The following is a 12,559-nucleotide window of genomic DNA, read 5'->3' as shown; positions in this document are numbered from 1 at the left end:
CCATGTCGCCTGTTCAGCAGTCCAGACGAAAGCGCAGGCGAACGGTGGCACGAGGCAGCACCCGCCCCACGAGCCGGGACGTCGCCCAGGCCGCCGGGGTCTCCCAGGCAGCCGTCTCCCTGGTCCTCGGAGACAAATGGCGCGGCCGCGTCTCCGAACCGACGGCCCGACGGGTCCGCGAGGCCGCCTCGGAACTGGGCTACCGCCCCAACCTCGCCGCCCGCAACCTCCGCCTCGGCCGCACCCGCACCGTCCTGCTGGTCGTCCCCGCGCTCACCACGGAGTTCTTCGCCGAGGTGTACACGGGCGCCGCACGCGTCGCCGCGGAGCACGGCTTCGGCGTGGTCCTCTACCCCTCACCCGAAGGCGTCGGCCCCGCCCGGGACCCCTTCGCCTCCGCGCAGGCAGCACTGGACGGCGTCATCGCCTCCTCCATGGCCGCCGACGCGCTCACCGCCATCCGCGGCGACCAGCTCCCCCTCGTCATGCTCGACAGCGACCCGGAGGGCAGCCTGGGCGCCGCGACGGTCAACCTCGACATCGCCGACGGCATCCGCCAGGTCACCGAGCACCTGCTGTCGCTGGGCCACCGCAGCTTCCTCCACCTCGCTGCCGACATCCCCTCCTGGACCTTCGAGGTACGCGCCCGCGAGCTGGCCACACGCCTCGCCGACGCCCCCGGCACCGAACTGCGCACCATCCGCGCCCCCATCTCGATCGAGGGCGCCCTGAACGCCACGGAGGCCGCCCTCGCCGCGCCCGGGCCCCGGCCCACGGCGCTGGTCTGCGACGACGACAAACTGGCCGCCGGCGCCTACAAGGCCGTCCGGCGCGCCGGACTCCGCGTCCCCGACGACCTGTCCGTCACCGGCCTCGACGACCTCGGCCTCGCCACCGCCATCGACCCCGAACTCACCACCGTCCGCCTCGACGCGGAGGCCTTCGGCGAACGCGGCATGCGGGCACTGCTGGCGGTACTGGAAGGCAGGCCCCCCGAGAAGGGGGACCTGCCGGTGAGCCTGGTGGTACGGGGGTCCACGACGGCGCCGCGATGACCCGACGAGGTGAGCCTCTACTACTCCTCGTCCGACCCGGAGCCGGAGCCGGTCGGGGTGTCGGTGTCGGTGTCGGTCGCGCTCTCCTCCGACGACTCACCCGCGCCCGCGCCGGAATCCAGCAGCCGCGACAGCTGACCGCCCACGATGCGCTTGAACTTGCGCTGCTGCGGACGCGTCCGGTCCAGGACCGCGACCTCCAGCCGCTCCGCCGGGATCTCCCGCTCACTGCCGTTGGTGTCGCGGGACAGCGCCTGCACCGCCAGCTTCAGCGCCTCGGCCAGCGTCATGCCGTCCCGGTGCCGCTGATCCAGGTACCCGCTGATCTGCTCCGCGTTGCCGCCGACCGCCACCGATCCGTGCTCGTCGACGATCGAACCGTCGTGCGGCAGCCGGTAGATCTGGTCGTTCTCCGGGCTGTCCCCGACCTCCGCGACGACCAGTTCCACCTCGTACGGCTTCTCGGCCTGGCTGGAGAAGATCGTGCCCAGCGTCTGGGCGTACACGTTGGCCAGACCGCGCGCCGTCACGTCGTCACGGTCGTAGGTGTAACCCCGCAGGTCGGCATAGCGCACCCCGCCGATCCGCAGGTTCTCGTACTCGTTGTACTTGCCGGCGGCCGCGAAGCCGATCCGGTCGTAGATCTCGCTGAACTTGTGCAGCGCACGGGACGGATTCTCACCGACGAACACGATGCCGTCGGCGTACTGCAGCACCACCAGGCTGCGGCCACGCGCGATGCCCTTGCGGGCGTACTCCGCCCGGTCGGCCATCGCCTGCTGAGGAGATACATAGAACGGCGTCGACACCGGTTATCCGTCCCTTCCTGTCGAAATCACTGGACCACCTGACAACGAAGACCCGCGCCCGCTACAGCAGGGCGGCCCGCGGACCGTCGGGCTGCTCGAGCCGGGCCTGCAGCACCGAGCCGGCCAGCTCCGCGGCCTCGTCCTCACCGAGCCGGCGGAAACCGTCCTCGGTGATCACAGTGATGATCGGATAGATCCGGCGGGCGACATCGGGACCACCGGTCGCCGAGTCGTCGTCGGCCGCGTCGTACAGCGCCTGGACCACGAGCGTCGTGGCCTGCTCCTCGGTCAGGTCGTCACGGAACAGCTTCTTCATCGCACCGCGCGCGAAGACCGAGCCCGAACCCGTGGTCGCGTAGCTCCGCTCCTCGGACCGGCCGCCCGTCACGTCGTACGAGAAGATGCGGCCCCTGCCCCGGTCCACGTCGTAACCGGCGAACAGCGGCACCACGGCCAGCCCCTGCATCGCCATGCCCAGGTTGGACCGGATCATCGTCGACAGGCGGTTCGCCTTGCCCTCCAGGGACAGCTGCGCGCCCTCGACCTTCTCGAAGTGCTCCAGCTCCAGCTGGAACAGCTTCACCATCTCCACGGCCAGGCCGGCCGTACCGGCGATGCCCACCGCCGAGTACTCGTCGGCCGGGAAGACCTTCTCGATGTCCCGCTGGGCGATCATGTTGCCCATGGTGGCCCGACGGTCGCCGGCGAGGACGACACCGCCGGGGAACGTCACCGCCACGATCGTGGTGCCGTGCGGTGCCTCGATGACGCCCTGCACCGGCGGGAGCTGCCGGTTGCCCGGGAGGATCTCCGGCTGGTGCTCACCGAGGAAGTCCATGAAGGAGGAAGACCCGGGCGTCAGGAAGGCAGCTGGTAGACGCCCGGTGCTACGAGTGTTGGCTTCCACGCGATTCCTTCCACGTAAGCGGCAGCCCGCCTTATGGCATCGGGCCGATCCTTGAACTGCCCCAGCGCAGCGTTGCAGCTGAAGCACAGTACGCCACGGACCCTACCCGTCTCGTGGCGGTGATCCACATGCTCGGCCGGAGCCGTGAGGCAGGTACAGCAGACCCCCTGCTGTTCGGCGATCATCGCATCCAACTCCGCAGGAGCGAGACCATACTTGCGCTTGAAGTAGCCCGTGCGGTTGCGCTCAGCACCACACTCACGGCAGTAACTGGCCCAGCCGTCCGAGGACGACCTGTTCCGCTCCCAATCGGAGTGCGGCTTCACCTTTTCGCACTGTGGACAGCGCTTGTGCCCCCTCGGAACCGGCACTTTGACGCGAACGGTCTTGCCCCGTGCCTCCGGCCGACGCCTGTAGTACTCGGCGGCGCATTCGCGGCAGTTGGTCTGAAGCCCGTCGGGCCGCGACCGATTGCTCGCGAATGCGCCGGCCGGAAGCACCCTCTGGCACGTCGAGCACTTCCTCGAACCCGGATCGTTCATATAGCGGACTACTGTCCACCCTTTTGAACAAACGATCGAACGAAATCCTCTGCGTTCTCTTCCAAGACGTCGTCGATCTCGTCCAGGACGGAGTCCACGTCGTCGTTCAGCTTTTCCTGGCGTTCCTTGAGGCCTTCCGATGCCTGCGCGTCCTGCGCCTGCTCCTCGACCTCCTCGGTGGACCGCGTGGCCTTCTGCTGCCCGCCGCTGGTGTCCTTGGTCGCCATCACCCTCACCCCGCTCGGTTCGCCCGACACAGTTGCTCGGTCAAGATCAGACCCTACAAGTCCGGTCCGACATCGGCCCCGCACTTCCTCCAACGTACGGGGACCATCTCCATGGTTCCCGGACCTGGGATATTCCACCCTGTCCGGCTGTCTACTCCCCGGTACCCGCTCGGGCCGCTCACCCGCCGGACAGGACCCTGACCAGGTCGTCGGCGGTGCGGCAGCGGTCCAGGAGCTCCTTGACGTGATTACGCGTTCCGCGAAGCGGTTCCAGGGTTGGGACCCGCTGGAGCGAGTCCCGGCCCGGCAGATCGAAGATCACCGAGTCCCAGGAGGCCGCCGCGACGTCGTCCGCGTACTGCTCCAGGCAGCGTCCGCGGAAGTAGGCGCGGGTGTCCTCCGGCGGCTTCGTGCGGGCCCGCTCGACCTCGTTCTCGTCCAGCAGGCGCTTGATGCGGCCGCGGTCCACGAGGCGGTTGTAGAGGCCCTTGTCGGGCCGTACGTCGGCGTACTGGAGGTCGACGAGGTGCAGCCGGGCGGCGTCCCAGTCGACGTTGTCGCGGCGGCGGTAGCCCTCCATGAGTTCCCGTTTGGCGACCCAGTCCAGTTCGCCGGCCAGGCTCATCGGGTCGTTCTCGAGCCGGTTGAGAGTGTCCTCCCAGCGGCCGAGGACGTCCTTGGTCTGGTCGTCGGCGTCCGCGCCGTAGCGTTCCTCGACGTATTTGCGAGCCAGTTCGTAGTACTCCATCTGGAGCTGCACGGCGGTCAGCGTGCGGCCGCTGCGCAGGGTGACCAGGTGCTTCAGGCTCGGATCGTGGGAGACCTGGTGGAGGGTGCGTACGGGCTGGTCGACGGCGAGGTCGACGGCGATGAAACCGTCTTCGATCATGGACAGGACCAGGGCCGTCGTGCCGAGTTTCAGGTACGTCGAGATCTCGGACAGGTTCGCGTCGCCGATGATCACGTGCAGGCGGCGCCACTTCTCGGCGTCGGCGTGCGGTTCGTCGCGGGTGTTGATGATGGGGCGCTTCAGCGTCGTCTCCAGGCCGACCTCGACCTCGAAGTAGTCGGCGCGCTGGCTGAGCTGGAAGCCGTGTTCGTGGCCGTCCTGGCCGATGCCGACGCGCCCGGCGCCGGTGAAGACCTGGCGGGAGACGAAGAAGGGGGTCAGGTGGCGCACGATGTCCGAGAAGGCGGTCTCCCGCTTCATCAGGTAGTTCTCGTGCGTGCCGTAGGAGGCGCCCTTGTTGTCGGTGTTGTTCTTGTAGAGGTGGATGGGCTGGGCGCCGGGGAGCTGGGCGGCGCGCTCGGCGGCTTCGGCCATGATGCGTTCGCCGGCCTTGTCCCACAGGACGGCGTCGCGCGGGTTGGTGACCTCGGGAGCGCTGTATTCGGGGTGGGCGTGGTCGACGTAGAGCCGTGCTCCGTTGGTGAGGATGACGTTGGCGAGGCCGATGTCCTCGTCGGTGAGCTGGCTGTTGTCGGCGTTCTCGCGGGCGAGGTCGAAGCCTCGCGCGTCCCGGAGCGGGTTCTCCTCCTCGAAGTCCCAGCGGGCCCGGCGGGCCCGGTGCATCGCCGCCGCGTAGGCGTTGACGATCTGGGACGAGGTGAGCATGGCATTGGCGTTGGGGTGGCCGGGGACGGAGATTCCGTACTCCGTCTCGATGCCCATTACTCGCCGTACGGTCATGCGGCCCTCCTAGCCCGGCAGCGCCCGTAGTGGGCGTCGCTCAAGTACCGCTGGCGCTCCGATGCGTGTGCGGTGCCCGTCCCCGCAGTGCGCGACTCGGCGGTATGGAAGAGCCTAGAACGCCTTTGCGCTGGCGGGGAGATCATTTGCGTCATTGCCTTGCTCCAGCCGGGGCTCCGGAAAACAGTCGGCTGCGGGTACCCGGTGAGGGCACCCGCAGCCGCCCAGCTTTTTACAGGTACTGACCGGTGTTTGCCACCGTGTCGATGGAGCGTCCGGTGTCCGCGCCCTGCTTTCCGGTGACGAGCGTACGGATGTACACGATCCGCTCGCCCTTCTTTCCGGAGATGCGGGCCCAGTCGTCCGGGTTGGTGGTGTTGGGCAGGTCCTCGTTCTCCTTGAACTCGTCCACACAGGCCTGGAGGAGGTGGGAGACGCGGAGGCCCTTCTGGTTCTTGTCGAGGAAGTCCTTGATCGCCATTTTCTTGGCGCGGCCCACGATGTTCTCGATCATGGCGCCGGAATTGAAGTCCTTGAAATAGAGGACTTCCTTGTCGCCGTTGGCGTAGGTGACTTCCAGGAAGCGGTTCTCCTCGGATTCGGCGTACATCTGTTCCACCGCCGTCTGGATCATGCTGGAGACGGTGGCCGCCTTGTCCTTCTCGTGCTCCGCGAGGTCGTCGGAGTGGAGGGGGAGGCGTTCGGTGAGGTACTTGCCGAAGATGTCCTTGGCCGCTTCGGCGTCCGGACGTTCGATCTTGATCTTCACGTCGAGCCGGCCGGGCCGCAGGATGGCGGGGTCGATCATGTCCTCGCGGTTGGAGGCGCCGATGACGACCACGTTCTGCAGGCCTTCCACGCCGTCGATCTCGGCGAGGAGCTGGGGGACGATGGTGTTCTCCACGTCCGAGCTGACGCCGGAGCCGCGGGTGCGGAAGAGGGATTCCATCTCGTCGAAGAAGACGATGACGGGGGTGCCCTCGCTGGCCTTCTCACGGGCTCGCTGGAAGACGAGGCGGATCTGCCGCTCGGTCTCGCCGACGTACTTGTTGAGGAGCTCGGGGCCCTTGATGTTGAGGAAGAAGCTCTTGCCGGCGGCCTGGCCGGTGACCTCGGCGACCTTCTTGGCCAGCGAGTTGGCGACGGCCTTGGCGATGAGCGTCTTGCCGCATCCGGGGGGCCCGTAGAGCAGGACGCCCTTGGGCGGGCGCAGCTCGTGCTCCCGGAACAGGTCGGGGTAGAGATAGGGGAGCTCGACCGCGTCGCGGATCATCTCGATCTGTCCGCCGAGGCCACCGATCTGCTCGTAGCCGATGTCGGGGACCTCTTCGAGGACGAGTTCCTCGACCTCGCTCTTGGGGACGACCTCGTAGACGTAGCCGGAGCGGGGTTCGAGCAGGAGGGCGTCGCCGGGGCGGATGGTGAGCCCGCGCAGGGGCTCGGCGAGCCGGACCACCCTTTCCTCGTCGGTGTGGCCGAGCACCAGGGCGCGCTCGCCGTCCTCGAGGATCTCCTTGAGGGTGACGATGTCGCCGACGCTCTCGTACTCCATGGCCTCGACCACGTTGAGTGCTTCGTTGAGCATCACTTCCTGGCCGCGTCGGAGCTCGTCGAGTTCGACGCTCGGGCTGACGTTCACCCGGAGTTTGCGGCCGCCGGTGAAGATGTCGGCGGTGCCGTCCTCGTTGGCCTGCAGGAAGACGCCGAAGCCGGCGGGTGGCTGGGCCAGCCGGTCGACTTCCTCCTTGAGGGCCACGATCTGGTCGCGGGCCTCGCGGAGGGTGCCGGCGAGTCGTTCGTTCTGGGCGGACACGCCGGCCAGGTTGGTCTGCAGTTCGACGATCCGCTCTTCGAGAATTCTCGTGTGCCGCGGAGATTCGGCGAGCTTGCGTCGCAGGACGGCGATCTCCTGCTCAAGGTAGGCCACCTGCCCGGCCGGGTCCTCGGACCCGCGTCCCGGGCGGATGCCGCGGTTCATGTCGTCGTCGTGGGCTGCCACGGTCCTCACCTCCTCCAAGGGGAGCTGGACGCTTCCAGACCCTACCTGGGTGGGTGTCGATTGAAACCCCTAGATCACAAAGACTGTAGGGGTGTGTCCGATCTTCACCCTTGCGCTCTCCCTCACGCCAGGGGAATACCCACGGAACGTGACGGGAACCCCGGCGAGGGTAGGGTCGAAGTGTTCAACACCCGTCGGAGCTGGCCGGATTCCCGGAGGGCTCGGCGCAGGAAACGGCAGGAGCGATGAGCGTGCAGCAGGAGGCCGTTGGCGACGGCGAGGCCCTGGAGGTCTGGATCGATCAGGACCTGTGTACCGGTGACGGCATCTGTGCCCAGTACGCGCCCGAGGTGTTCGAGCTGGACATCGACGGTCTGGCCTATGTGAAGGGCGCGGACGACGAGCTGTTGCAGGCGCCGGGGGCGGCAACGCCCGTGCCGCTGCCGCTTCTCACGGATGTGGTCGACTCGGTGAAGGAGTGTCCGGGCGAGTGCATCCATGTGCGTCGCGTTTCGGACAGGGCAGAGGTCTACGGCCCGGACTCAGAGTGACCAAATCGTGACGTTGCGCGTACGCTCGGTGACTGCTGTCTGGTGTGTCACACCGCCTGCCCCGGGAGTACCGGTCAGACGGTGCGTGCCTGTGAGGGCGTGTCGCTGACGAACGTGCCGTTCTTCCACTGCCACTTCACGTCGTCGGTGACGTCGGGGCAGCAACTGGGCACGTCGGGCGTGGAGTAGCCGAGGAGCGTGGCGCGGACGACGCCGTCGCGCACCGAGAGTTCGGTGGCCGTGCGGCGGTCCTTGGGGTCGACGAGGGTGGCGACGACGCGGGGCTTGCCGCCGTCGTGGTTCCGCGTGATGACGTAGACGCCGTCGGGCGGGGTGCCCATGGGGGCGTCGCAGTGCACGACGGCCACGGTCTCGGGCCGGCCGTCGCCGTCGAGGTCGCCGGAGGCCTTCTTCTGCACGACGGCTTCGACGGGGCCGCATTCCAGGGGGAAGGCCACGGCGGCGGGGTCGGGCGGTGCGATGTGGGCCGGCGCGCTTTTCGGCCCGGCGGCGGCTGCGGGGCCGGCGGTCTGGGCCGCTGTGGCGGCGTCGGGCTGGAGGACCGAGGACAGGGCGACCACGCCGGCGACGGCCGTGGCGGTGGCGACCCAGTGGATCGGCCGGGTGTGCGTGTGCGAGAGCTCCGGAACGGCGGGGTGCTGCACGAGGAGTGTCTCCTGTGAGGGCTGTGCCGGTGGGGGTGGCCTGCATCGTGCCACACGTCACAGTGCGGGGGAACGGCGGGGTGGGTACTGGTACGGATTTCCCGCGGTGCCGCTTCTCTCGTGCTCGTGGGGGCCGGTCAACACGACGACGCCGTGGTGGAGTTCCGGGACGTTTCCGGAACTCCACCACGGCGTCGGTGCGTTGGGTGCGGTGCGGGGCCGCTTCAGCGGCCGGAGCCTCCGCCGGCGTTGGGGCCGTCGTAGTCCTCGCCGTAGGCGCCCTTGGCGGGGCGGCGGCGGCGCATGGGGGGCTCGACGCCGTCGGCGAGGCGGCGGGCGGTGAGGAGGAAGCCGGTGTGGCCGATCATGCGGTGGTCGGGGCGGACGGCGAGGCCCTCGACGTGCCAGTTGCGGATCATGGTCTCCCAGGAGGTCGGCTCGTTGAAGCAGCCGATCTCGCGGATGGACTCGACGGTCCGGGCGAGCTGGGTGGTGGTGGCGACGTAGCAGCACAGGATGCCGCCGGGCACGAGTGCCTTCTTGACGACGTCCAGGCACTCCCAGGGGGCGAGCATGTCGAGGATGACGCGGTCGACGTCCGTGTCGGACAGGTTGTCCTGGAGGTCGCCCACAGTGAGCTGCCAGGCGGGGTGCGGGCCGCCGAAGTAGCGCTGCACGTTCTGCTGGGCGATCTCGGCGAAGTCCTCGCGGCGCTCGTAGGAGTGCAGCATGCCCTGGTCGCCGATGGCGCGCAGCAGGAAGCTGCTGAGGGAGCCGGAGCCGACTCCGGCCTCGACGACGCGTGCGCCGGGGAAGATGTCGGCGAAGGCGAGGATCTGCCCCGCGTCCTTCGGGTAGACGACGGCTGCCCCGCGGGGCATGGAAAGGACGTAGTCGGGGAGCAGGGGGCGCAGCGCGAGGTAGGCGACGTTCCCGGTGGTGCGGACGACGCTGCCCTCGGGAGCACCGATCAGTTCGTCGTGGGGGAAGGAACCCTTGTGGGTGTGGAAGTTCTTCCCGGCCTCGAGCGTGAACGTGTAGTGGCGGCCCTTGGGGTCGGTCAGCTGAACCTGGTCCCCGACCTTGAAGGGCCCGCGCCTGCGGGCGGCACCGGTCGGTTCGGACATGTGACCAGCGTACCGGTCCTGGCGGGGACCGCCGACCACCGCTTTGGGAGAGCGGTCCTCAGGAGGGGCGGGCCATGGCCTTGACGAAGGCGCGCTCGACGTCGGCGGCGGACAGGACGCCGTAGATCTCGCCGGTCTCCTCGACGACGAGGTACTCGGTGGCGGGGTTGGCGCGCAGGGCGTCGAGGAGTTCCTCGCCGGACAGTTCGGCGGAGACGCGCATGCCGTCGGTGAGGTCCTGGGCGAGGGTGCTGACCGCTACCCAGGGGCGGCGGTGCTCGGGTACGCCGACGATGGCGGCCTCGCGGACCAGTGAGGCGGGGGTGCCGTCGGCGTCGACGACGACGAGGGCACGGGCGCCGGAGGCGTTGGCGCGGCGCAGGGCCTCGGAGAGGGGGGTGTCGGCCTCGACGGGGACGGCGCGCCGGGTGAGGGCGCGGGCGCGCAGTTCGGGGAGGTGTTCGCGCAGGCGGGCCATGCGGAGGCTGTTTCCGGCGCCGGTCCAGATGATCGCGGCGAGGATGGCGGCGAGCAGGGCGTCCATGACGGTGTCCATGCCGACGTCGTCGGCGGAGGCGCTGCCGAGGGACTGGGTGAGCAGCGGCAGGCCGATCAGTACGGCGATGGCGAGCGCGCGGCCGACCCAGGCGGCGGCGACGGTGCCGCTCATGGGCTTGCCGGTGATCTTCCAGACGACGGCGCGGAGCATGCGGCCGCCGTCGAGGGGGAGGCCGGGCAGCAGGTTGAAGACGGCCACGATGAGGTTGGAGACCATCAGGCCCGCCAGGAGGACGCCGACGACGCTGTCGGGTTCGACGGGGAGCAGGGCGGCGTAGAAGACGCCGGACAGGACGAGGGAGAGCAGGGGGCCGACGAAGGCCAGCACGAATTCGCGGCCGGGGGTCTCGGCCTCCTTCTCGATCTCGGAGACGCCGCCGAAGAACTGGAGCTGGATGCGGCGGACGGGGAGCTTGAAGCGGAGGGCGGCGACGGTGTGGGCGAGTTCGTGGACGAGGACGGAGGCGTAGAAGGCGACGGCGAAGAAGAGGGAGACGAGGTAGCGGGCGGCGCCGAGCTCGGGCAGGACGCGGTCGAGCTGGCCGCCGAAGACCCAGGTGATCAGGGCGGCGACGAGGAACCAGCTGGGGGCGACGTACACGGGCACGCCGAAGGGGCGGCCCATGAGCAGTCCGCCGCCCGGTTCGGGCCGGCGCTGCGGTGGCCGTCCCGGCCCGCCCGCGCCGTGGGTGTGGGCTTCGGTGCGGTGGCGTGGGGTGCCGGTGCCGGTGCCGTGGGCGGCGTGCCGGTGGTCGGCGCGCGGCTCGGAGGGCTCGGTCGGGGGCTCGGCGGGGCGGTCGTGGTCGGAGGGCCGTGGCGAGGGGGCGCCGGTGCCGGCCTCACCGCCGGCGGGCGGATCCGCCGGAGGAGGCGGGGTCGCGTCGTCTCCGGAGGCCGGCTGCTCCGGCGGTTCCCCCGCCGTGGCGCGTGCGGCGTCCGGGCCCGGGTTCCGGGGTGCGGCGTCCTGGGTGGTCCGGTCGGGCCGGTCGTGCGGGGTGGGGGCTTCGGCGGGGCTCTCCCCCGGTCGCGTGGGCGCCGGCGGACCGGGGTCCGGCGTGTCGGTGTGCGGCGTCCCGGCTGCCGGCGCCGGCGCCTCGTGGCCCGGCGGGCCGGGGTCCGCGGCTGTGGGGCCGGTGGGCTCCGGCTGTGCGGTGTCGTCGGGGCCGGGGGCCGGGGCCGTGGGGTGTGCCCGGGGCTCGGCCGACTCGTCGTTGCCGGACCGCGGCTGCCCGCTCCCGCCGCTCACGTCCACGATGTCCCCTCGTTCGAAGCGTCTCCCGCCTGCCGGACGGGAGGGTCTCGTGTCGATGGTATGCGTCCGTCCCGGCCCGTTCAGCCCCGGCACCCCTGTGCTTGCCTTCCGTCACAGGGGTCACAGCCTGCGGGCTGGGCCGCTGTCAGTGGCCGGCCGTAAGGTCTGGGGTCATGGAGACGAGTACCGAGGATGTCGCGGAGGACGCCGGCGGATCCGCCCGACCGGCGGCGGCAGTGGCGGATCAGGCGGGCGTGGCGGTGGAACCGACGGTCGTGGCGGTGGACGCGTCGGCCGCGGCGGTCGTGCCCGCGTCCGTGGCGATACCGCCCGCCTCGCTCTCGCCCTCGCGGGCCGGTGACTTCATGCAGTGCCCGCTGCTGTACCGGTTCCGGGTCATCGACCGGCTGCCGGAGAAGCCAAGTGAGGCGGCGACCCGGGGCACCCTGGTGCACGCGGTGCTGGAGCGGCTCTTCGACGCCCCGGCGGCCGAGCGCACGGTGCCGCGGGCCAAGGCGCTGGTCCCGGGACAGTGGGACCGGCTGCGGGAGAGCCGGCCGGAGGTCGGTGAGCTGTTCGCGGACGACCCGGAGGGTGAGCGGCTGGCGCAGTGGCTCTCGGAGGCGGAGCGGCTCGTCGAGCGCTGGTTCAGCCTGGAGGATCCGAGCCGGCTGGAGCCCGCCGAGCGGGAGCTGTTCGTCGAGGCCGAGCTGGATTCCGGGCTGCGGCTGCGCGGCATCATCGACCGGGTCGACGTGGCACCCACCGGCGAGGTCCGGATCGTCGACTACAAGACGGGCAAGGCGCCCCGGCCGCAGTACGCGGAGGGTGCGCTGTTCCAGATGAAGTTCTACGCGCTGGTGGTGTGGCGGCTGAAGAAGGTCGTCCCGCGCCGCCTGCAGCTGGTCTATCTCGGCAGCGGTGACGTGCTCACGTACGACCCGGTCCCGGCCGACCTGGAGCGGGTCGAGCGCAAGCTGCTGGCGCTGTGGGAGGCGATCCGGCTGGCGACCGAGACGGGCGACTGGCGGCCGAGGCCCACGAAGCTGTGCGGCTGGTGCGATCACCAGGCGCACTGTCCGGAGTTCGGCGGCACTCCCCCGCCGTATCCGCTGCCGCTGAGGGCGGCCGACTCCGGCGGCACCGGTCAGGGCAGAATGGGGCTGGACTAGGGCCT

At 70.0% G+C, this 12,559-nt stretch carries 12 protein-coding genes; 3 read left to right on the top strand and 9 right to left on the bottom strand.

What is annotated here, in order from left to right; translation table 11 throughout:
- Positions 1-44 precede the first annotated feature (44 nt).
- Positions 45-1,055: a LacI family DNA-binding transcriptional regulator gene (locus Sco07f_RS24545; protein ID WP_164142671.1), complete on the top strand. Its 1,011-nt coding sequence runs from the start codon at positions 45-47 to the stop codon at positions 1,053-1,055.
- A 20-nt stretch (positions 1,056-1,075) separates the two neighbouring features.
- Here the strand turns inward: Sco07f_RS24545 and prcA are convergent, their stop codons facing one another.
- The 6 genes from prcA to arc all read right to left on the bottom strand — a co-directional run bounded on the left by prcA (position 1,076) and on the right by arc (position 7,229).
- Entirely contained in the window at positions 1,076-1,864 is a 789-nt protein-coding gene (prcA, locus tag Sco07f_RS24540) for a proteasome subunit alpha (protein ID WP_108989213.1), read from the bottom strand.
- Between the two features lie 61 nt (positions 1,865-1,925).
- On the bottom strand, positions 1,926-2,771 hold the full coding sequence (gene prcB, locus Sco07f_RS24535; protein ID WP_042825844.1) for a proteasome subunit beta: 846 nt from the start codon (positions 2,769-2,771) through the stop codon (positions 1,926-1,928).
- Positions 2,723-3,313: an endonuclease VII domain-containing protein gene (locus Sco07f_RS24530; protein ID WP_108989212.1), complete on the bottom strand. Its 591-nt coding sequence runs from the start codon at positions 3,311-3,313 to the stop codon at positions 2,723-2,725. Before Sco07f_RS24530 ends, prcB begins: the two co-directional genes overlap by 49 nt.
- A gap of 8 nt (positions 3,314-3,321) precedes the next feature.
- Positions 3,322-3,540, bottom strand: a complete 219-nt coding sequence (locus tag Sco07f_RS24525) for a ubiquitin-like protein Pup (protein WP_108989326.1) — start codon at positions 3,538-3,540, stop codon at positions 3,322-3,324.
- 178 nt (positions 3,541-3,718) lie between these two features.
- Positions 3,719-5,230 (bottom strand): depupylase/deamidase Dop, encoded by a 1,512-nt coding sequence (gene dop / locus Sco07f_RS24520; RefSeq protein WP_338106090.1) that lies wholly within the window; start codon positions 5,228-5,230, stop codon positions 3,719-3,721.
- Between the two features lie 232 nt (positions 5,231-5,462).
- Complete coding sequence (gene arc, locus Sco07f_RS24515; RefSeq protein WP_007447848.1) at positions 5,463-7,229, bottom strand: proteasome ATPase; 1,767 nt, start codon at positions 7,227-7,229, stop codon at positions 5,463-5,465.
- Between the two features lie 245 nt (positions 7,230-7,474).
- Between arc and Sco07f_RS24505 the strand changes: the two genes are divergently transcribed.
- On the top strand, positions 7,475-7,780 hold the full coding sequence (locus Sco07f_RS24505; RefSeq protein ID WP_042825847.1) for a ferredoxin: 306 nt from the start codon (positions 7,475-7,477) through the stop codon (positions 7,778-7,780).
- 74 nt (positions 7,781-7,854) lie between these two features.
- Here Sco07f_RS24505 and Sco07f_RS24500 read toward each other — a convergent pair whose 3' ends face one another.
- The 3 genes from Sco07f_RS24500 to Sco07f_RS40205 all read right to left on the bottom strand — a co-directional run bounded on the left by Sco07f_RS24500 (position 7,855) and on the right by Sco07f_RS40205 (position 11,382).
- A complete protein-coding gene (locus tag Sco07f_RS24500; RefSeq protein WP_108989209.1) occupies positions 7,855-8,445 on the bottom strand; it encodes a hypothetical protein in 591 nt (196 codons plus the stop codon).
- A gap of 224 nt (positions 8,446-8,669) precedes the next feature.
- Positions 8,670-9,572 carry a tRNA (adenine-N1)-methyltransferase gene (locus Sco07f_RS24495; protein ID WP_007447851.1) on the bottom strand — a complete coding sequence of 301 codons (903 nt, stop codon included), beginning with the start codon at positions 9,570-9,572 and terminating at the stop codon, positions 8,670-8,672.
- A gap of 58 nt (positions 9,573-9,630) precedes the next feature.
- Positions 9,631-11,382 carry a site-2 protease family protein gene (locus tag Sco07f_RS40205; RefSeq protein WP_167468210.1) on the bottom strand — a complete coding sequence of 584 codons (1,752 nt, stop codon included), beginning with the start codon at positions 11,380-11,382 and terminating at the stop codon, positions 9,631-9,633.
- A gap of 173 nt (positions 11,383-11,555) precedes the next feature.
- Between Sco07f_RS40205 and Sco07f_RS24480 the strand changes: the two genes are divergently transcribed.
- The gene (locus tag Sco07f_RS24480; protein WP_167468209.1) at positions 11,556-12,554 is read left to right on the top strand and encodes a RecB family exonuclease; all 999 of its coding nucleotides are present in this window, start codon (positions 11,556-11,558) and stop codon (positions 12,552-12,554) included.
- Positions 12,555-12,559: the final 5 nt, after the last annotated feature.

The sequence above is a fragment of the Streptomyces coelicoflavus genome, assembly GCF_003112555.1.
Classification (GTDB): Bacteria; Actinomycetota; Actinomycetes; order Streptomycetales; family Streptomycetaceae; genus Streptomyces; species Streptomyces coelicoflavus.
This window is presented reverse-complemented; position numbering and strand designations above follow the sequence as displayed.